The sequence below is a fragment of the Shewanella sp. UCD-KL21 genome (assembly GCF_001957135.1).
GTDB lineage: Bacteria > Pseudomonadota > Gammaproteobacteria > Enterobacterales > Shewanellaceae > Shewanella.
In genome coordinates this window covers 1-19,772 of record NZ_MPHK01000002.1, presented here as the reverse complement: position 1 = coordinate 19,772, position 19,772 = coordinate 1, and the positions used below count along the sequence as shown (strand labels likewise).

General features: G+C 42.0%; 14 protein-coding genes and 7 tRNA genes. 14 read left to right on the top strand and 7 right to left on the bottom strand.

The features are described from left to right. Nucleotides 1–20 precede the first annotated feature (20 nt). From ybgF to BM739_RS02075, 8 genes are all read left to right on the top strand, one after another. Nucleotides 21–746: a tol-pal system protein YbgF gene (gene ybgF, locus BM739_RS02110; protein WP_076536813.1), complete on the top strand. Its 726-nt coding sequence runs from the start codon at nt 21–23 to the stop codon at nt 744–746. Nucleotides 747–1,047: 301 nt separating this feature from the next. Further along, nucleotides 1,048–1,123, top strand: a tRNA-Lys gene (locus tag BM739_RS02105). A 151-nt stretch (nt 1,124–1,274) separates the two neighbouring features. Further along, nucleotides 1,275–1,350, top strand: a tRNA-Lys gene (locus BM739_RS02100). 68 nt (nt 1,351–1,418) lie between these two features. After that, nucleotides 1,419–1,494: transfer RNA gene (locus tag BM739_RS02095), tRNA-Lys, on the top strand. Between the two features lie 69 nt (nt 1,495–1,563). Further along, a tRNA-Lys gene (locus BM739_RS02090) sits at nt 1,564–1,639 on the top strand. 69 nt (nt 1,640–1,708) lie between these two features. Further along, a tRNA-Lys gene (locus tag BM739_RS02085) sits at nt 1,709–1,784 on the top strand. Nucleotides 1,785–1,935: 151 nt separating this feature from the next. Then, nucleotides 1,936–2,011: transfer RNA gene (locus tag BM739_RS02080), tRNA-Lys, on the top strand. Nucleotides 2,012–2,302: 291 nt separating this feature from the next. Beyond that, complete coding sequence (locus BM739_RS02075; protein ID WP_076536811.1) at nt 2,303–3,454, top strand: DcaP family trimeric outer membrane transporter; 1,152 nt, start codon at nt 2,303–2,305, stop codon at nt 3,452–3,454. A gap of 102 nt (nt 3,455–3,556) precedes the next feature. Here the strand turns inward: BM739_RS02075 and BM739_RS02070 are convergent, their stop codons facing one another. The 3 genes from BM739_RS02070 to acs all read right to left on the bottom strand — a co-directional run bounded on the left by BM739_RS02070 (nt 3,557) and on the right by acs (nt 7,862). After that, complete coding sequence (locus tag BM739_RS02070) at nt 3,557–3,817, bottom strand: GrxA family glutaredoxin (RefSeq protein WP_076536809.1); 261 nt, start codon at nt 3,815–3,817, stop codon at nt 3,557–3,559. A 72-nt stretch (nt 3,818–3,889) separates the two neighbouring features. Further along, entirely contained in the window at nt 3,890–5,644 is a 1,755-nt protein-coding gene (locus tag BM739_RS02065; protein WP_076536806.1) for a DEAD/DEAH box helicase, read from the bottom strand. A gap of 265 nt (nt 5,645–5,909) precedes the next feature. Continuing rightward, nucleotides 5,910–7,862 (bottom strand): acetate--CoA ligase, encoded by a 1,953-nt coding sequence (acs, locus tag BM739_RS02060; RefSeq protein WP_076536803.1) that lies wholly within the window; start codon nt 7,860–7,862, stop codon nt 5,910–5,912. 186 nt (nt 7,863–8,048) lie between these two features. Between acs and BM739_RS02055 the strand changes: the two genes are divergently transcribed. Together BM739_RS02055 and BM739_RS02050 are read left to right on the top strand one after the other, a co-directional pair. Further along, complete coding sequence (locus BM739_RS02055) at nt 8,049–11,459, top strand: PAS domain-containing hybrid sensor histidine kinase/response regulator (RefSeq protein WP_076536801.1); 3,411 nt, start codon at nt 8,049–8,051, stop codon at nt 11,457–11,459. 58 nt (nt 11,460–11,517) lie between these two features. Beyond that, the gene (locus tag BM739_RS02050; protein ID WP_076537317.1) at nt 11,518–12,117 is read left to right on the top strand and encodes a glutathione S-transferase family protein; all 600 of its coding nucleotides are present in this window, start codon (nt 11,518–11,520) and stop codon (nt 12,115–12,117) included. A gap of 43 nt (nt 12,118–12,160) precedes the next feature. On the opposite strand, the gene BM739_RS02045 is transcribed toward BM739_RS02050, so the two are convergent. The 3 genes from BM739_RS02045 to BM739_RS02035 form a co-directional block, all read right to left on the bottom strand. Further along, the gene (locus BM739_RS02045) at nt 12,161–13,192 is read right to left on the bottom strand and encodes a DUF2955 domain-containing protein (RefSeq protein ID WP_076536799.1); all 1,032 of its coding nucleotides are present in this window, start codon (nt 13,190–13,192) and stop codon (nt 12,161–12,163) included. A 95-nt stretch (nt 13,193–13,287) separates the two neighbouring features. Further along, complete coding sequence (locus tag BM739_RS02040; protein WP_076536797.1) at nt 13,288–14,349, bottom strand: HlyD family secretion protein; 1,062 nt, start codon at nt 14,347–14,349, stop codon at nt 13,288–13,290. A 12-nt stretch (nt 14,350–14,361) separates the two neighbouring features. Then, on the bottom strand, nt 14,362–14,829 hold the full coding sequence (locus tag BM739_RS02035) for a MarR family transcriptional regulator (RefSeq protein WP_076536795.1): 468 nt from the start codon (nt 14,827–14,829) through the stop codon (nt 14,362–14,364). 491 nt (nt 14,830–15,320) lie between these two features. On the opposite strand from BM739_RS02035, the gene BM739_RS02030 reads away from it, so the two are divergent. The 4 genes from BM739_RS02030 (at nt 15,321) to BM739_RS02015 (ending at nt 17,983) form a co-directional block, all read left to right on the top strand. Next, the gene (locus tag BM739_RS02030) at nt 15,321–15,968 is read left to right on the top strand and encodes a 2OG-Fe(II) oxygenase (protein ID WP_076536793.1); all 648 of its coding nucleotides are present in this window, start codon (nt 15,321–15,323) and stop codon (nt 15,966–15,968) included. A 108-nt stretch (nt 15,969–16,076) separates the two neighbouring features. Then, a complete protein-coding gene (locus BM739_RS02025; RefSeq protein WP_076537315.1) occupies nt 16,077–16,352 on the top strand; it encodes a hypothetical protein in 276 nt (91 codons plus the stop codon). Between the two features lie 133 nt (nt 16,353–16,485). Continuing rightward, a tRNA-Ser gene (locus tag BM739_RS02020) sits at nt 16,486–16,576 on the top strand. Between the two features lie 87 nt (nt 16,577–16,663). Continuing rightward, nucleotides 16,664–17,983 carry a tyrosine-type recombinase/integrase gene (locus tag BM739_RS02015; RefSeq protein ID WP_076536790.1) on the top strand — a complete coding sequence of 440 codons (1,320 nt, stop codon included), beginning with the start codon at nt 16,664–16,666 and terminating at the stop codon, nt 17,981–17,983. Nucleotides 17,984–18,147: 164 nt separating this feature from the next. Here the strand turns inward: BM739_RS02015 and ltrA are convergent, their stop codons facing one another. Next, nucleotides 18,148–19,620 carry a group II intron reverse transcriptase/maturase gene (gene ltrA / locus BM739_RS02005; RefSeq protein ID WP_076537314.1) on the bottom strand — a complete coding sequence of 491 codons (1,473 nt, stop codon included), beginning with the start codon at nt 19,618–19,620 and terminating at the stop codon, nt 18,148–18,150. Between the last annotated feature and the right edge of the window lie 152 nt (nt 19,621–19,772).

The window sequence follows — 19,772 nt, the reverse complement described above, 5'->3', positions numbered from 1 at the left end:
GCCAGTTTAGGAGTTTATTGATGAAACATGCTGTTTTATTTGCTGCAATGTTTTTTGCTGCTGGTGCCACTGCTGCGCCAGCACCGGTGCAAGATCTTGCTGGTGGTTCAAATGACGATCGTATATCTCGTCTCGAGCGTATCATTAAAGCAAAACAACAAACGGAATTTGAAGCGCAGCAGCGTTTAGATACTTTGCAACGTGAAGTATTAGATTTGCGAGGCATTACTGAGCAGCAAGACTATCAAATTAGTCAAATGTTACAGCGTCAACGTCAGTTGTATGAAGAAATTGCTAATTTATCAGCTAGTGCAGCGGCGACTACGGTTACCGTTGCTGAAAATAATGCCGCTTCAGCAGGCCCATCTAGCTTAGGTGAAACTGCAAGTTACGAGCAAGCGGTGAATTTAGTGCTTAAAGAACGTAAGTACGATGAGGCTATTCCTGCCTTTAGTAATTTTATTAAGCAATACCCTGATTCCACTTATGCAGCAAATGCAAATTATTGGTTAGGGCAACTGTTGTTTAATAAAGGTACCTTTACTGAAGCGAAGCAAGCTTTTGATGCTGTGGTCACTAAATATCCTAATTCTAATAAGCGTGGTGATAGTTTAGTTAAGTTAGGCATGATTGCTGAAAAAGAAGGTGATAAAGCTACCGCAACTACTTTTTACAATCGAGTGCTTAAAGAATACACAAATAGTGCGTCGGCACGTTTAGCACAGCAACAATTGTCTGCGTTGTAACCCTAATTTAACCTAAAAACAGCCTCTTAGTTTGTTTTTAGTGCAAACGGCAAAAAAACGCTAAATTGCGCTTGCATGAGCAAATGAAAAAGGTATTATAGGCGCCCTCAGAACGGAGCGACGTTCTGGGGTCATTTGAATGAGTTAGATTAACTTATTTTGATGACAGATTGATTGAATACTATTTATAGACTTCAATTATTCTGAAAGCTTTAAGATGGGTCGTTAGCTCAGTTGCTTGTTCAAAACAGACAGTTGGCTTTTGTTCCAATCAAGACTTTAGTGTTGATAAAACCAAGATGGGTCGTTAGCTCAGTTGGTAGAGCAGTTGGCTTTTAACCAATTGGTCGAAGGTTCGAATCCTTCACGACCCACCACTTTTCTGAAAGTGAGATTGCCGGTTTGGCTTTAATTCAGACGTAATCAATCGTTACGTAAAACTAGATGGGTCGTTAGCTCAGTTGCTTGTTCAAAACAGACAGTTGGCTTTTGTTCCAATCAAGACATTAGTGTTGATAAAACCAAGATGGGTCGTTAGCTCAGTTGGTAGAGCAGTTGGCTTTTAACCAATTGGTCGAAGGTTCGAATCCTTCACGACCCACCACTTTCTGAAGGTGAGATTGCCAGTTTGGCTTTAATTCAGACGTAATGAATCGTTACGTAAAACTAGATGGGTCGTTAGCTCAGTTGGTAGAGCAGTTGGCTTTTAACCAATTGGTCGAAGGTTCGAATCCTTCACGACCCACCACTTTTCTGAAGGTGAGATTGCCAGTTTGGCTTTAATTCAGACGTAATGAATCGTTACGTAAAACTAGATGGGTCGTTAGCTCAGTTGGTAGAGCAGTTGGCTTTTAACCAATTGGTCGAAGGTTCGAATCCTTCACGACCCACCACTTTTCTGAARGTGAGATTGCCAGTTTGGCTTTAATTCAGACGTAATGAATCGTTACGTAAAACTAGATGGGTCGTTAGCTCAGTTGGTAGAGCAGTTGGCTTTTAACCAATTGGTCGAAGGTTCGAATCCTTCACGACCCACCACTTTTCTGAAAGTGAGATTGCCGGTTTGGCTTTAATTCAGACGTAATGAATCGTTACGTAAAACTAGATGGGTCGTTAGCTCAGTTGCTTGTTCAAAACAGACAGTTGGCTTTTGTTCCAATCAAGACATTAGTGTTGATAAAATCAAGATGGGTCGTTAGCTCAGTTGGTAGAGCAGTTGGCTTTTAACCAATTGGTCGAAGGTTCGAATCCTTCACGACCCACCACTTTTCTGAAAGTGAGATTGCCTGTTCGGCTTTAATTCAGGTCATTTCCCCTTAAATATCCCTCTGTTATTTTTCGTTTTATCATTTTTACAATCACTTTACTATTTAGCGTTAATTTTCATTTTTTCACTTCCAAACTTTGAATCTTCTTGCCTTTATTTGGTCGAGCGTCAGTCTTTAGGGCTTATTTTTTCGTTGCTCACCTACTTTTGTCTAATAGACCTATTGCTAATGTTGCTTACTTGTTAAGTGAGTCATATTGCTAGGGATGAAAAGAATAGGGAGAGAATGATGAAACAAGCAAAAGTTGGTTTAGTAATAGGGTGTTCTTTACTAGCAATGAGTAATGTCACCTATGCAGATACAGAAATGGAGTTTGGTGGTTATGTTAAAGCTGATGTGATGTTCAGCAGCTATAGCAATGGGGCACCAGATTCAGGTAACTTATCTCGTCAATTTTATGTACCAGGTACCATTTATGGTGAAGCTGGTAACGGTAAGGAAGTCGTCGACTTTCAAGCCCGCGAAACTCGTTTTAATTTTAAAACCGTATCAGACTTTGATGGTCATAAACTCTCGGGATTTATCGAACTTGATTTTATGACTCATACAGATGGTAATGAGCGAGTATCAAACAGTTATTCCCCGCGAATTCGACAAGCCTTTGTCAGTTATGACAATTGGACTGTTGGTCAAACATGGACAACCTTCCAAAATCCAGGTGCATTACCTGAAAATCTAGACTTTGTCGGTGCTGCAGATGGTACGCCGTTTGTGCGTCAAGCGATGATCCGTTATACCAATGGCGGCTTTCAAATTGCGGTAGAGAACCCAGAAACAACCGTAAATCAATATGATACAGCGTCAAGAGTGACCAGCGGTAGCGGTATGGTTCCTGATGTCGTTGCTCGTTATAATTTTAAGTCTGAAGGAGGCTCTGCAATTTCACTTGCTGCAATGGTTCGACAGTTGAATGTAGAGCAAAATGTAGGTACTGAAGCTGTTGACTCGTCCGAAGTAGGCTATGGTGTCAGTCTTGCTGGTGTTATTCCCGTTGGTGATGATGACTTTAAGTTTTCGGCCACATATGGTGAAGGTCTAGGTCGCTATATGGCACTTAACTTTGCTAATGCCGGTAACTTAGATGAGTCAGGTAATATTAAGACGATTAGCTCGTACGGTGGCTTTGCCTCTTACCGTCATTGGTGGAATGACAAATTACGTAGTAGTTTTACCTTGGCTGCACTAGAAATTGATAACGATACCACGCTTTCAAGCGATGCTGTAAATGCGAGTTCGTATTCTGGTTATATCAATTTACTGTACTCTCCAACAAAACCGTTAACTTTTGGTGTTGAGTATATGTATGCGATGAACGAAAAAGAAAGTGGCGCAGATGGTGATTTAAGCCGAGTATTATTCTCTGCTAAATACGTTTTATAAAAAATATTTCTGTTAAAAACAAAAAAGGGTTAATTCAATGAATTAACCCTTTTTCTTGTCTGCGAAATGCGCTCAACGCAGCTTAGTTGTAATCATTGGTGATTAAGCAACTAATTTATTGTCGCGAACGTACTTATCATATTCTGTGTAACCGCCAACATGAACTTCATCAACGAAGATTTGCGGTACTGTTTCAACTGGCTTACCAACGGTTTTCTCTAAGTCTGCTTTAGAAATACCTTCAGCGTGAATATCGACATATTTGAATTTAAAATCGTCACGTTGCGCGGTTAATTTTTCTGATAATTCAACAGCACGAACACAATATGGACAGCCTGGACGGCCAAAAATAACAACAAACATAGTGACTCCTTATTTTGATTTGAGGATTTATACCATAAGTTTTGTTGAATTGATATTGTATAAGCGCAGCGACTAGAAACTACTCTCAGTGATTGTTTTATAACGGCCTTTATAGTCAAAAAACTTTTCGACTAAATCCCATTTATGCTTTTGTTTTTTAAAAAGTAATAAGTCCGGCTTTTTAAAATGCTCACTATGGGCGATTAAATCGGCAGGCTTTTTATATTGTGGGTGCTTCATGCCGGGTGTTCGAGAATGAGGTGAGATAAATATGGCAAACAAAGCGCGACGCTGCGCTGGTGTGTCCATATTAAAGTATTCTTTAAAGTCATTCGATTCAATATCAAAGTACTGCACCACAAGTTTGCCATTTTCTTCGATAAGCTGCATTTCTTGGCATTTAAATAAATGATGATGTTGAGACGACAATACCTGCTTTAAGCGTTTATCAGGATCAATAAGGGTCGATTGACACGTATGACAAATACGTGCCGCGATATCATTTTCAGCGCCACAATCAGGGCAAGCTTTAGAACGAAATCTAAAATCACATTGTTGAACACCAGAATTAACAGTATCTATAAGCCCCTGACAGCGCCTACCGAAGTGTTCAATGATATCGCCGTCATTATCAACTAAACCCCAAAACGTATTGGCAAATTGGCATACAGGGCAATGTACTTGTACTGGCACAGATTTACTATTGGGTTTTACTTGTCCTACTTCAGGAAAATATAAATCATAACCGTTAGCCGCATAATCAATGACTAAGCAATCTTGTTTATCTGGTGCTAAACGTAAACCTCGGCCAATCATTTGTTGAAATAAGCTTACTGATGCAGTGGGCCTTAAAATAACGATTAAATCGACATGTGGGGCATCAAAGCCGGTGGTTAATACAGCAACATTGACGATGAATTTAATTTTTTGTTGTTTGAACTGACTAATAATGTCATCGCGTTCTGCATGTGGTGTATCTGCTGTAATGAGTGCCGCATCGTCATTTAATAATTTAAGTACTTCTTTTGCATGTCGAACAGTGGCCGCAAAAATCAACACTCCTTTACGTGAGTCTGATAACTGTTGTACTTGTTTTATGATAGCTGTGGTTGCGCGGCCTTGATGGTTTAACAGATCATCGACCTCTTTTTGCGGGTACTCACCTGTATTACTCGGCTCTAACTGACTAAAGTCATATTGGGCGCTTAAGCCGTCAAATATTTTGGGCGCGGTTAAGTAGCCTTTTTTAATGAGCGGCCGCATAGGTAATTCAAAAATGCACTTTTCAAATACTGGCTTGTCAGCATTGCCCATTTTGCCATGGTAATGATGTCGATATATCCAACCCAAACCCAATCGATAAGGCGTGGCAGTTAGCCCTAACAGTTTAATTTGTGGATTAATTTTTTTGAGGTGGGTTAATAACTGTTGATACTGACTATCTTTATCATTACTGACGCGGTGACATTCATCAATAATCACCAATGAAAAGGGTTGGTTGAATTGCTCGGGCTTTCGCGCTGCTGATTGCACACTAGCAACCACGGTTTTACCATGGGCTTTTTTTTGTTTTAAGCCCGCAGAATAAATATTGGCATCTTCTGTGAGTAACCCCACTTTTTCTGCATTTTGTGCCACCAGTTCTTTCACATGGGTCAATACTAAAACGTTACCACGGGCAATACGGGCCAGTTCAGCTATCACAATACTTTTGCCTGCACCTGTTGGAAGTACCAGCACTGCAGAGTCATTAGATTGCTTAAAATGGGTTATAGCAGCGTTAACAGAGTCTTGTTGGTAATCGCGAAGTGAAATGGTTGCAGACATAAGTAAGTATGAAATAGTTTATTATTTGATATTGATTATGCTGGATACTTTAACATGAATGTAAGCTAGCGCGGCGCAGCATATTCAATAAAAATCGGCTAATACATATCATTTCAGCATGGGTTGATAGAGTTTTAAGCCAGAATAATTATATCAAATATAAAAAAAAGCCCCCTCAGTGAGGGGGCAACGAGAATCTGGTCAGGAGTTCTCAGGTTGGTAAGAGGGTGGGGAGTACTTAATAACCTCTTATTTAAAACTGCTGTTATTCAGTTTTGTTTAAACGCGACTCAATCAAGGTATCAATCACCGCTGGATCAGCCAGGGTAGAAGAATCACCTAGGTTTGTTACTTCATTTGCGGCTATTTTACGTAAGAAGCGACGCATGATTTTACCTGAACGTGTTTTAGGTAAACCGCCAGCCCATTGAATTAAATCTGGGGTAGCCAGTGCGCCAATTTCTTTACGAACCCATTGACGTAGCCCTTGACGTAACTCTTCTGTTTCTTCAACGCCGTTAATTAAGGTTACATAGGCATAAATGCCTTGGCCTTTAATGTCATGGGGATAACCCACAACCGCGGCTTCAGCTACAAGATCATGTGATACAAGCGCGCTTTCAACTTCTGCAGTACCAAGGCGGTGACCCGATACGTTGATTACGTCATCAACACGGCCAGTGATCCAGTAATAACCATCCTCATCACGACGAGCGCCGTCACCAGTGAAGTACATACCTCTAAAGGTTTTAAAGTAAGTTAAGGCAAAACGATCATGGTCGCCAAAGACGGTTCGCATTTGGCCTGGCCAAGAGTCAAGAATAACCAAGTTACCGTCAACAGCGCCTTCAAGAATATTACCCATGTTATCGACTAATGCCGGCTGAACCCCAAAAAATGGACGGGTTGCAGAGCCCGGTTTTGCATCTGTGGCACCAGGTAGTGGGCTAATCAAAATACCGCCGGTTTCAGTCTGCCACCATGTATCCACAATTGGGCAGGATTCATGACCAATCACTTCATGGTACCAGCGCCAAGCCTCTGGGTTAATGGGCTCACCCACCGAACCCATTACCCGTAATGAGCTACCATCAAAACCATCAAACTGTTCTTTACCTTCTGCCATTAAAGCGCGAATTAACGTTGGCGCAGTATATAAAATATTAACTTTATGACGGTCAACCATTTCACCAAGGCGAGCAGGATTTGGAGAGTTTGGTACCCCTTCATGAATAAGGATAGTTGCGCCATTGGCTAGTGGACCATATACCATGTAGGAGTGACCGGTGATCCAACCCACATCAGCAGTACACCAATAGACTTCACCTTCTTTGTAATCAAAAACATACTCGTGAGTCATTGAGGCGTAAACCATATAACCCCCAGTGGTATGCAACACACCTTTCGGGTTACCGGTTGAGCCTGAAGTGTATAAAAGAAATAGTGGGTCTTCAGCGCCCATTTCTTCTGCTTGGCAATGCTCAGATGCCGTTGCAACGACATCGCTCCACCAAATATCTCGGCCTTCAACCCAGTCAATGTCCCCACCAGTTCGATTAAGTACAATGACTTTTTCGACACAATCTACATCTGGGTTATTAAGCGCTTCATCAATGCTACGTTTAAGCGGAATTTTACGGCCACCACGTACGCCTTCATCAGCGGTGATCAAAACTTTTGATTTGCCATCAATCACACGTGATGCAATTGAATCAGGTGAGAAGCCGCCAAATACTACCGAATGGATCGCACCAATGCGGGCACAAGCCAGCATAGCAACGGCCGCTTCTGGCACCATAGGCATATAAATTGTGACTACATCGCCTTTACATACACCTTGGCTACGCAGGGCGTTGGCAAATTTACATACGTCAGTATGCAGTTCACGATAAGTGATTTTACGTTGCTCATTAGCATCATCACCTTCCCAAATAATAGCAACGCGGTCGCCGTTATCTTCTAAGTGGCGGTCTAAGCAGTTTGCAGATGCGTTCAATGTGCCATCATAAAACCATTCAATAGACAGATTATGATCATCAAAAGAGGTTTGTTTAATTTTGGTATAAGGCTTGATCCAATCGATGCGCTTACCGTGTTCTCTCCAAAAACCTTCAGGATTAACCACAGATTCTTGGTACATTTTTTTATACTTATCATTATCGACCAGTGCATTTTTAGCGAAATCGGCTGGTACTTTGTAGAGAGACTGCGAGCTCATATGGCTTCCCTTTGTCAAAATTTGCGTTATGAAAGTATCCTCTGCATGATGATGTTAACTCCATTAGACCTTGGTCTAGTTTTAAAATATCCTTAATATTTAGTTTGTTGCGCGTGTTAACATCTCATGCAAATAACGCAAAATTATTGCATAATTAATAAGCGAATATAATAAAAAGAGAAAGCTATGAATTTAACCTTAGTCGTTGCTGTGATTGCAATTTGCTATGTGTCGTTACTGTTTATACTGGCGTGGGGCGCTGAACGTTGGTTTAGTAAAATCACTAAAAAAGTTCAAGTCTGGATATACGGCTTAAGTCTAGCGGTTTACTGTTCTTCTTGGAGCTTTCTTGGCACTGTTGGTCAATCAGCGAACGATTTATGGTCTTTTTTACCGATTTATCTTGGGCCAATACTGATTTTTACCCTAGGTTTTGGGGTATTACGCAAAATGGTTTTGGTCTCTAAAGCGCAAAATATCACCTCAGTAGCCGATTTTATTGCCGCGCGTTACGGCAAATCTCAAACCCTTGCTGCTATTGTCACCCTAATCGCACTTTGCGGCATCATGCCTTATATCGCGCTGCAACTTAAAGCCATGGTATTTAGCCTTAATTTATTTCAACCAGATAATTTACCTTTAAATGGCGTCAGTATCCCACTGGTGATCACTTTCATTTTGGCCATTTTTGCAATTTTATTTGGCACTCGTAAACTGGATGCCACCGAACATAACCCTGGGATGATGGTGGCGATCGCTTTTGAGTCACTGATTAAATTAGTCGCCTTTTTGATTGTCGGGGTGGTGATTACTTATGGCTTTTTTGATGGTTTTGATGATATCTGGCAACAAGCGAAAGACAAAGAACTCATCAACCATGGCATCTTAAATATCGCATCAATTTTACCGGAAATGCTGGTGGGGATTGCCGCCTTTATGTGTATGCCAAGGCAATTTCATGTGATGGTGGTTGAATGTGCAGAAGAAGGGGTATTAAAAAAAGCCCGCTGGATCTTTCCTTTGTATTTGGCCATGTTTGGTTTATTTGTGGCGCCATTAGCCCTTGCTGGTAAATTATTACTTGGTGATACCGTGGCGGCAGACACTTATGTGATTAACCTGCCTTTAGCATTGGATCAGCCTGTTCTCGCCGTTATTGCCTTATTAGGTACGCTTTCAGCAGCGACTGGTATGGTGATTGTTGCTGTTGTGACCATTAGTGTCATGATCAGTAACGAATGGTTAGTCCCAGTCATGCTACGTACCGGTAAAATCACTGGCACGAATTTCAATCAATTTGCGCGTTTTTTATTAAATGCGCGCCGTTTAGCCATCATCATTATTTTGGCCTTGGGTTATTTTAGTTACTTAATATTTGGTAGTAATGAATCGTTATCTCACCTTGGCCAGCTATCATTCGGTGCTTTTGCTCAGCTAGCACCCGCACTCATAGGTGGCTTGTATTGGAAGTATGGTAATCGTGCTGGGGTATTTTTAGGCTTAGCAGTAGGCTTTTCATTGTGGTGTTATATTTTATTTGAGCGCAGCGTAGGCTTAGTGGGCGATACTGGGATTTTGGCATCTATTAGTCCGGAAGTGGATGACACTTTAGTGGCGCTATTAGCCAATATTGCCTTTTATATTTTAGGCTCACTATGGTTTAGAGCAGGGGTTGCTGAGCGCATTCAAGCCAGCCATTTTATTAATCCAGGCATTATTAAAAAGGACAGTAACCGTAAGCATGGGGCGATATCACAGCAAGACTTATTAATTCTTGCCAGTCGCTTTGTCAGTCCAACCCGCGCTTATGAAAGCTTTAGTCAATACTCCCCTGCAGCAGTAAGAAGTGACTCTTGGCATAAAGTGGCAGATGAAGCGTTAATTTCGCACACAGAGCATATGCTTGCAGGTGTGCTAGGAGCATCGAGCGCCTCATTGGTGATGGAATCGGTGTTACAAGGGCGCGATTTAGCCCTTGATGAAGTTTTTAGTTTAGTGGATGAAGCTTCAACCAAAGTCATGTTAAGCCAGGATATGTTACGCGGCGCCATTGAACATGCTTATGAAGGCATGAGTGTGGTGGACAAAGATTTAAATCTGGTCGCATGGAATTATAAATATGCTGAGCTATACGATTATCCTGATGGTTTTTTAAAGCAAGGGATGCCCATTAGTGAGGTGGTACGTTTTAACGCTGCCAGAGGCTATTGCGGTGTAGGTGAAGTTGAAGAACAAGTTGAGATGCGGGTGCAACATATGCGCGCGGGTACAGAGCATACCTCAGAGCGACAACGCCGAGACGGTAAAGTGATAAAAATTCAAGGCAATCCAATGCCAGATGGCGGCTTTGTGATGACCTTTACCGATATCACGCAATATCGTCAGCAAGAAAAAGCCTTACTTGAAGCCAATGAAACCCTTGAAAGTAGAGTACAAGAACGTACCTATGAACTGGCAATGCTTAACAGCGAACTACTAGAAGCAAAGGCCCAAGAGGAAATGGCTAATGCGTCAAAAAGTCGTTTTCTTGCCGCTGTTGGGCATGATCTTATGCAGCCACTTAATGCTGCAAGGTTATTTACCGCCTCATTAGCGCAATACCCAAACCTTGATTTAGAAGGGCAAACCACTTTATCCCATATCAACAACTCCTTGCGTACAGCGGGGGAGTTATTAACTGATTTATTGGATATCTCAAAGCTTGATTCAGGCATGGTGGAGGTTAATCGCCGTGATTTTGCTATTGCCGACTTACTCACAGGTCTTGCTGTTGAGTTTGAGGCCATGTCAAAAGACACGCAAATTCGCTTCAATATGGTCCCTTGTAATGCCACGGTAAACTCAGATTTATCGTTGCTAAGGCGCATATTACAAAACTTTTTAACCAATGCTTACCGCTATGCTCGAGGCGGAAAAGTGCTATTGGGTTGTCGCCGCCGAGGTAAGTATCTCGAAATTCAGGTGTTAGATACTGGTTGTGGCATTGATGAGCATGAAACAGAAGAGATATTTAAAGAGTTTAAACGCTTAAATCATCCCAGTAGCCAAAATGTCAGTGGCTTAGGCTTAGGGCTCGCCATTGCTGATCGAATAAGTAAAGTGTTAGATCATCAAATTCAGGTTTCATCAAAACTTGGTCAAGGTTCAGTGTTCTCCATTATCGTGCCTTTAGGGGAAACCATCAGTGAAAAATCAGTCAAACCAGTGCCAAGCTTAACTCAGCCATTAGCTGGGGTGAAAGTGCTGTGTATTGATAATGAAGAGGCGATATTAGCAGGGCTTGAAAGTTTATTAACTCGCTGGAAGTGTGAGGTGATTTGTGCAACCGATTTAGCCGATGCCCGCATTAAACTTGGCCTTAAAGGTGTTGCTCCTGATATCGTCTTAGCCGATTACCATTTGGATAATAATCAAAATGGTGTCGATGCTATGGATGGTATTCGTTCGCGCTACGGTGAGCATTTACCCGGGATTTTGATAACGGCTAATACGAATAAGGATTTGGTTGAAGATGTACAAAAACGTGGTTATCACTATATGGCTAAAATGATTAAACCAGCGGCATTAAGGGCGTTAATATCAAGTTTAGTGAAGTAGGCCAATGAAGGATTAATAAACGAAATAAAGCGCGTTAACAGCAAAAGGATGAGCAATGATAACTGTTTATGGCGATGAAAAATCAGGTAACTGTTACAAAATAAAGCTGACTCTGGCGCTACTTAACATTGATTATCAATGGCAAGACGTGGACATTATGGCTGGAGGCTGCCAAACCAAGGCTTTTTTAGCTAAAAATCCCAATGGTAAGTTACCGATTATTGAGCTAGATGATGGTCGAGTGCTAGCCGAGTCTAATGCCATTATTGGTTATTTGGCCGCAGGCTCGGGGTTAATTCCGGTTGATGAATTTAATAAAGCCTTAATGTATCAATGGTTGTTCTTTGAGCAATACAGTCACGAGCCTTGTATTGCTGTAGCGCGGTTTATCAAACTTTATCAAGGTATGCCAGTAGAGCGACAAGCAGAGTTTGATCACTTACAAATTCAGGGGCGTAAGGTATTAAAATTACTTGATAACCAGTTAGCAGGGCAGGCATTTATGCTCGGTGAGCTATTTAGCCTTGCTGATATTGCGCTTTATGCCTATACCCATGTGGCCCATGAAGGTGGCTTTGATTTAGCGGTTTATCCCAATATCCAACAATGGTTAGCTAATGTTGAGTCACAAGCGGGTTTTGTCCCCATGATCGATTAATCAATCGCGATCTTTTATCTGGCTAGCTTAATCATTAGCAGCATTACTGATAACTTAAGCGGGTTGCAGCAAATCGGTTAAGCAAAGTGTGCATGATGCAACACAGCAATAAAGTCGCAACTATGGCAACCAAAATACTACTAATGCGGTAAAGTGCGCTATATATCAGATCGCTCCCTGGGCTGAGGTATTGGCCAAATAAAATACCCAGCGTGGTCATGGCTCCAAAACCAACGCCTGCGCCGACGTTTTCTTTTACATGAACTTGGCTAAATAGCATTAACCCGAACCATAAAACTGGCACCACTAAGATAAGCAGCCCCGACCAGTCATAAAGAAACAACTGGGCTAACACACCAAATGTTACCCCTAAAAAAGTACCCGTCGCCCGCTTAAGGGCATAATTTAATACTCCAGTAAAATGCATCGGGTAAAGTAATAAAATTGTGGCAGCTTGCGCCGACATAGAGTCTTTGAGGTTAAATATTTGAAAGACAATAAAAGATGCCGTGGCAACGCTTGCCCCCAGTAAAACCTCATGTCGCATTCGATATACTGACTTTGCTGGTGGTTTTGTCAATTTTCTGGGTTCAACATCAGGGATTAATGTAACCATGATATAGGCGATAATGATGGCCAGTATTGTGGCGCCCAGATTAGCGCCGATAAGACTGTTTAGATCGGTATCAGGGTAACTGGCAAAATTAAGCATGATGCTCAGATTAAGTAAGCTATTGGCACCATATAGAAAAAAGCTGCCACGGGTCATGGCGCTAAAAAAGCCAATAAACACCCCAAAAATAATCAGGGTCATTAAGACTGGATGACCACCAAATAAACCACCGATAACGCCTACCACTAATCCAGCGGTGACCGAAGACGCCAACACCTGCCGCGCAACATGGGCGGTGAGCACAGGTGCTAGCCCTAGCAATACCATAGGGGTAACAGTAAAAAACACCCCATTACTAAAGCCGAACAGTTTGCACAAAGTAAAGCCAATCGTGCCAGCAGTGGCAATACGTAGACATTGACGTAAATCATTGGCTGTCATGGGATTAAATCTTAGTAACATGATTGTTGCCTTGTGTCGCTGTAATATATTTAAAATAGCGCAGCTATCAAATGTATGATGTTAATAGATATAGCGCAGCTATCAAATGTATGATGTTAATAGATATAGTGCAGCATACTGATGGCTTTAATTTGCCCATGAGCTAATAAGTTCAGCAAACTATTTTCTGGCATTATCTGCACAGTTGCCCGTGCACCTGTTGGCAATGTTCTCATGACTTCGTCATTATCTAATTGTAAATGCAGTCTCATTCTTTGGGCGTCACGGACCCAGCGATCAGATTGTTGCGGGGTCGCTAAACTGCCATTGGCATCGAACTGTCCGGCGCTAACCCCTGCATCTATACTGCTGACATGGGCGTGATATAAACGGCCTGGTTCACCGTCAAAGGCAACAAGGGCTTTAGATGCAATTGAGACATCTCGTAATGCCTTTTCTCTAAAATCAGCAATAATATCAACATCATCAGAAACAAGAGCCAGTAGTGGCTGCCCAATGGCTGCAAAGCCGCCGACCATGATTTGTAAGTTAGTCACTGTGCCGTCTTGATCCGCATGAACTTGGGTATAAGACAGGTTTAATTTGGCTTGGGCTAAGCGGTTTTCGGCCTGACGTATTTTTAAGTTTTTGTTACCGTAAACACCGCGGCTCACTTCTAATTGCTTTAAACGGGCTTGGGTTGCCAGTAAATTGGCTTCAGCCGCAGCGGCATCGCTATCAGCTTGATCGCGTTGCTGTTGAGATACGCCATTGGTTTTGTACAGTGCATCAAGACGCTTTGCTTCACTGCGCTTTTGTTGTGATGTGGTTTGGCTGGCATTGACATCAGCTTGCGCCGCTAACAAAGAGGCATCTAGCTCAACGTTATCTTGCTGGACTTGCTCTAAAGCCAGCTGCGCTTCATCTACCGCTAACTTATAGGGTCTAGGATCGACTTCAAACAGTAATTTACCTTTGCTAACAACTTGGTTATTGGTTACAGCAATGGTTTTAATGCGGCCATTAACTTGTGGGGTAACCTTTGTCACAACCCGAGTTGCCATAGCCTGCGGCGTTAATGGCATAGTGGCATCAGCAAACATAAAATAGCCAAACACTAGCATAAAGCCTGCTAAGGCAATTTTTGTGAACCGCGAAAATTGTTGATCAGGTGTCATATTTGTATTCACTTACTTGTCTGTCGTTTTAGCTAACTTAGTTAGCGCATTATTACCAATCAGATTAATGACTCTTTCAAACTCAGTAACTTCTTCTGGGTTTATGCCTAAGAGCAATTGGGTGCGGATATTGATAATTGTTACTTCGACTTTCGTTATTAAATCTAGCCCAGCAGGAGTCAAATTGACAATTCTGGCGCGTTTATCATGGGGGCAACAGTGGCGTTCAATGAGCCCTTGCTGTTCTAATTGGCTTAAGGTGCGCATTAAAGAGGCCAGTTCAATTTCTAAGGCATTGGCTAAGACTTTTTGACTGAGGTTGTCGCCCAATCGCCACAGTTTCCATAAGGCGGTCCAGCGTGGATAAGTTAGCCCTAAAGGAGCGAGTTCGATATCAACAGCGGTGCGCCATAAGCGATGCAGACGGCCCAATTGCTCTGCCAGTGATAGCTCTTTCATATGGTCAAATTCTTTTTGCATCATGGCTCTCATTTACTTAGCGTGCTAATTATTCTACTTAGTTAGCACGCTAAGTAAATTGTTTTTTTACCATCAAAATCGTTTGTTCAGCCTAAATGACCTTAAGGTAATGATAAAAAACAGAATAAATAGTAAACAAATAAAGCGGTGAATTAATGTTAATACTTAAGTCGTAAAGCGTGGCAACAACAAAGGAAAAACCAACAGGCAAAAGTTGACACCAAAGTGCGAATAAAAATGAATAAAAAGTATTTAGCAACAATATCGGTAACTCAGCTTATACTGAATTATCTAACCTCATTAAAGTACTCCAATCATAGCTTTTGTCATCGTAGCACCAGTGCGAACACCACTTGGTCAAGCATGACTATTGATACTCGTAAGTTCATCATAAAGATAATTGCTTCTTGGTAGGTATTATCTGATTTTTCCTTAAACGTATTTATTTAAAAAAGGTAGACAATGTGGTCGCCATAAAGAAATGCCCATCAATGACTGGTGATAGTCCAATTGATGAAACCTTGTTTGCGCTTATTGCGCAAGATATCGAAACAAAAGGCTACAGCATTCGTCCAACAGCCTTGCCAGATGCATTAGCGAATAATTTGTTTAATTATCAGCAAGGGATAGAAGCTGACAAGTTTGAAGAAGCAGGTATAGGAAGAGGCAGCGAGTATTTAAAAAATGAGTTTGTCAGAACTGATGCCATTAGCTGGATAACCAATGGATCTGATGCTGGCAGAGATTGGTTAACTTGGACTGCCCACTTGCAAAGTTTTTTAAACAGACGCTTATTTTTAGGTTTGTTTTCATTTGAAAGTCACTTTGCTCATTATGGCCCAGGTGATTATTATAAAAGACACTATGATGCTTTTAAGGGTGAAGCGAATCGCGTGCTTTCAATCGTGGTTTATTTTAATCGAGCGTGGTCAGCAACAGATGGCGGCGAGTTAGTTTTATATCAAGATAACTTCGATAAAGAGGGCATTAAAGTGGTGCCGTTACTGGGCACGATAGTGACTTTTTTAAGTGAAGATTTCCCCCACGAAGTATTGGCAGCCAAACGGGATCGTTATTCTATCGCTGGTTGGTTTAGGGTTAATACTTCTATCGCTGCTAAAGTCGATCCGCCGAGGTAAGTTATTCGTTGAGATACGCTTAACCAACTGCTGGGCGATAAGCGGTTTATTTTACTAGTTTTGATAATGAAGCATCATTTTTTATTGAATTTTGACAGGAGAGAGCCGTTGAAATTAGCAACTGCAATAAAACATTTTTGGTCTTTTGGCATTATCAGCGGATTAATCGTCTCGGTATTGGTAACACTCTTTATTGTGATATGGGAATGGCTCGAAAATCCTGGGGGTATATTCCACGGCGCTGAAGGCACAAATTGGCAATTTGTTTATGACACTGGCATCAGCTGGTTTACGCCTACTTTTATCTATGTTGCTATCATTGCCGCAGTAAGCCACCTCATATACTCAGCAATACTATGGCTGCGTGATTCTATGCAAAAGTAGTGAAACTAAAGTTGAATTATTGCCCAGACAATTTAATTAATGAGCACTTTGGCTTTTTTATCAACACTTAAACACTTTTATGTCATTTAGGGATTTACAGCGACCGCAGCTTGTCATATTATTCGCGGCGTTCGGAGAGATGGCAGAGTGGTCGAATGCACCGGTCTTGAAAACCGGCATGGGTTTGTAGCCCATCTAGGGTTCAAATCCCTATCTCTCCGCCATATTAAATACGAGAAAAGCCGTTGATTATCAACGGCTTTTTTTGTTTCTGGCGTTTGAGGGGCTTTCTGAGAGGATTGACTCAGACAATGTACCTTTATAGAGCTCCCAATCGTGTGTACTTCACACGTATCTGTTTAGCCAAATCGTTACGCGATAAAGGCTTTCCTTTTGATATTAAAGTTTCCTTGTTGACTCGTGACAGAGCAGAAGCGTCTATTCGCAATATCGATGTCGCAGGCACGCTGAAAAAAATCATCAATACAATTGACCATCAAACGGGTATTAATGACTTTATTCATTATGTTGATGAAGTGATTAACAGTCTCCGTAGTGAATTTGATAAAAACAACTCAGCCAGTACCGCTTCACCTAAGCAGTACAAAATCCCCATCAGAGATACTAAGGTGTATGAACACCGTGAAACCACGGCTGTCGCCCAAGCAATGCCCGTGGTGACGTTAAATGATGCTCTAGCAGGTTTTGTCACTTCAAAAGAGAAATCAGGCATTAGACCACTCTCTATTAAGCAACTAGAGCAGCGAACCTGTCACTTCATTAAGTTACTGCCAACAATCGGTAACCGGTCATCAAAAAGTACTCAAACTATTTGCACTAACGACATCACCTCGGCTGATGCGATGAAGTACCGTGATGAATTGCTCACACAGGGCAGAAGTTATAAAAGCAATAAAGAATACTTAGCGGCCGTATTTCAGTTTTTTAAGTGGTGCAAGTTAATGAACTACTGCAATCACAATCCTTTTGAAAACGTGACAGTAGGGCAAAAGCCCAAAGTTAAAGCTAACCAAGAAAGACCTCGTTGGGATAAGAGTGAATTAAAAAGGCTGATACATTCAGCTGAATTTCAAGCTTCAGCAGCGGACTTTAAGTGGGTCACCCGATTGATGCTTTATGGCGGCCTAAGGCCATCAGAGGCGTGTCAGTTAAAACCCAGTGATATCGTTGTAATCGAGGGTGTTTATTGCATTAACGTTGATGACAGCGGCAAAGGGCAACGTATAAAGAATGCCAATGCAAGACGCAGCATTCCAATCCACCAAAGCCTGATTAAGCAGGGCTTTATTGAATTTATTGAAACACGTAAACAACAACCCCAGCTGTTTAATTACAAACCAGTGGGATTAGTGGAAGACTGGTCAAAAACCTACTGTAAGCACCTATCGATATTACAAACCTGCATTGGCATGAAAGCGAGCCAAAGACCAACGGCTTATAGTCTACGACACACCTTTATCGATGAATTTAAGCGATTGGATATTAGCGAGCATATTGTGGCGCAGATAGTCGGTCACGCGAACCCAAACATCACCTACGGCCGTTATGGTAAGGATGTTCAGGCTAGGGCATTACTCAAATACATTGAGCGACTTGAATATGATATTTGATGATCGGGTAGGTTTAATGTGTAATCTTAACAGGGCAAAGCTATCACGCTTTTGTCGGATAGACGACACTTGTTACCAAGTGCCGCCCTCCTAAGAACCCAGCGTGCAACTTTCACTGCACTAGGCTCAAGCCTCCACAAAGGTATCGTTTGATACCCAGCAACTTATAAAGCAGTGAGAGCTGGTTCATTCCAAGAATTACGAGCTTGCCTTTTCGATTTTCTCCTAGCCAAATATTCTTGGTATTGAGGATCGAATGGTATAGCCGCATTTCGGATTTTTACATGTCTCTCAATGGGCACTTTGGCTATTTGGAATAGATTGAATTGGCAATCCATATCCTTGACCTTCTGCCAACCGTGAAATTGCCATTGGCCTTTGCGGTTGATGAAGTATTTAAGGGCTACCCAAGTCTTAGACTTTGTTGGATGGCGCCTTACTGCCCAGTGCCATAACGTATAGAATAGTTTGTGCCCAACATACCCGAATACTTGTTTAGCAACGCAATGACGATAATAATTCGCCCAACCCCTTAGTTTTGGATTTATCAGTTTGATAAGATCGTTAACTGGGATGGTTGCGTGCTTTTTGATGAGTTCGCGCAGGTTACTCAAGAACAACAAGGTATTGGATTTACTCGGTTTAATGAGCAATTTCCCTTTGTACTTCCTGTGATTGAACCCTAAGAAGTCAAAACCCTTGCTGATGTGGGTAATATGCGTTTTCTCTTCGGAGAGTGTTAAGCCTCTTTCCGCTAAGAAATTAGCTATCAACGGTTTGATATCGTTCTCGAGCACTTCCTTTGAAGCGCAAGTGACGACGAAATCGTCGGCGTATCCAATAAAGTTGGCTCTGGCACCCTTTTTGAGTGCTGTAGACTTTATGCGCTGCTCAAGTCCWGCAAGGGTCATTAGCATCAAGGTTGGGGATATAACCCCTCCTTGTGGCGTGCCCTCATCAGTACGATAAAACAGCCCTTTATCCATAAAACCAGACTTTAACCATTGTTCCAACATACGTTTATCTATGGCGATGTTATCCATTAGCCATTGATGCYCGATTTTGTCGAAGCAGGATTTGATGTCTCCCTCAAGAACCCATTGCGCTGATYTCTTTAGAGCCAAGCATTTGAAGCACTGATCGACTGCGTCGGCAGTGCTACGATTGGGTCTAAATCCATAGCTGTTAGGGTCGGCAAACGTCTCTGATATAGGCTCTAATGCAAGAAGGTGGAGCGCTTGTTGCGCTCTGTCTATCATGCATGGGATACCAAGAGGTCTGAGTTTGCCATTCTTTTTGGGGATATAGATACGCTTAAGTGGTTTGGCTTGATATGCCTTCCTGCTCAATTGATTTACTGCTTTCATGCGGCGTGCATCYGTGTTCCAGATGACACCATCTATTCCAGGCGTTCTACTGCCTTTGCTTTTTGATACTCGTCTAACAGCAAGAAGTTTTGCTGAACGCGAGTGAGTCAGTATCCATTGCAATGCTTTCGCCTTACCGTGTTTACCTTCTCGTGTTGCCTTTGCAATACGCATTTGAAGCTTTAATACATGCGGTTCAACGGATTTCCAGTCTATGGACTGCCATTGTTCGCTGTCAGGAGAGGCACTAATCTCTGTTGAAATCATCATTTGCGTTTCTCCTTGAATAAAGTTCTTCAAATTATCTTGCAACGGGAGACCAGTCGGAAGTGGGCTCACTTTCGTGATCAGACACCAGTCTGTATCTGCATCGTTACAATGCAGCTTTTGCTTTTTCCAACCTCCTATACCAGCATCACTAT

What these genes read in the sequence shown, in the direction of transcription:
- BM739_RS02065 (WP_076536806.1), bottom strand. Translation starts at nt 5,644, where the DNA reads ATGTCTGCAACCATTTCACTTCGCGATTACCAACAAGACTCTGTTAAC.
- BM739_RS02035 (WP_076536795.1), bottom strand. Translation starts at nt 14,829, where the DNA reads ATGCAAAAAGAATTTGACCATATGAAAGAGCTATCACTGGCAGAGCAA.
- acs (WP_076536803.1), bottom strand. Translation starts at nt 7,862, where the DNA reads ATGAGCTCGCAGTCTCTCTACAAAGTACCAGCCGATTTCGCTAAAAAT.
- BM739_RS02055 (WP_076536801.1), top strand. Translation starts at nt 8,049, where the DNA reads ATGAATTTAACCTTAGTCGTTGCTGTGATTGCAATTTGCTATGTGTCG.
- ybgF (WP_076536813.1), top strand. Translation starts at nt 21, where the DNA reads ATGAAACATGCTGTTTTATTTGCTGCAATGTTTTTTGCTGCTGGTGCC.
- BM739_RS02045 (WP_076536799.1), bottom strand. Translation starts at nt 13,192, where the DNA reads ATGTTACTAAGATTTAATCCCATGACAGCCAATGATTTACGTCAATGT.
- BM739_RS02075 (WP_076536811.1), top strand. Translation starts at nt 2,303, where the DNA reads ATGAAACAAGCAAAAGTTGGTTTAGTAATAGGGTGTTCTTTACTAGCA.
- BM739_RS02070 (WP_076536809.1), bottom strand. Translation starts at nt 3,817, where the DNA reads ATGTTTGTTGTTATTTTTGGCCGTCCAGGCTGTCCATATTGTGTTCGT.
- BM739_RS02040 (WP_076536797.1), bottom strand. Translation starts at nt 14,349, where the DNA reads ATGACACCTGATCAACAATTTTCGCGGTTCACAAAAATTGCCTTAGCA.
- BM739_RS02015 (WP_076536790.1), top strand. Translation starts at nt 16,664, where the DNA reads ATGTACCTTTATAGAGCTCCCAATCGTGTGTACTTCACACGTATCTGT.
- BM739_RS02030 (WP_076536793.1), top strand. Translation starts at nt 15,321, where the DNA reads ATGACTGGTGATAGTCCAATTGATGAAACCTTGTTTGCGCTTATTGCG.